The sequence below is a fragment of the Rhizobium sp. AQ_MP genome (genome assembly GCF_014237835.1).
Taxonomy (GTDB): Bacteria; Pseudomonadota; Alphaproteobacteria; order Rhizobiales; family Rhizobiaceae; genus Allorhizobium.
On the sequence record NZ_JACJVI010000113.1, the window covers coordinates 1 to 219 of the forward strand.

1 pseudogene is annotated in these 219 nt (G+C 61.6%); it reads left to right on the forward strand.

Annotated features, from left to right (window positions below):
• Positions 1-219 (forward strand): annotated as a pseudogene (locus H6M51_RS24470) (cytochrome c oxidase subunit 3 family protein); the annotation flags it as partial.

Genomic DNA, 219 nt, shown 5'->3' on the forward strand with positions numbered 1-219 from the left:
GCCCAGGCCTTCGAACTGGCGCGTCTGCATTTAAGGCCGGGGATCGCCGGCGCGAACACGCTTATCCTGCTGGTCAGCGGGTACTTTGTCGCTGTGGCGATGCGAAGTCGGCTTGATCTTGAGGCGGTGAAACGGCCGTTGGCGATTGCAGCCCTGCTCGGCTTCTGCTTCGTGGCGGTCAAGCTCTTCGAATACTGGGGTGAGGTTCGCTACGCTCAG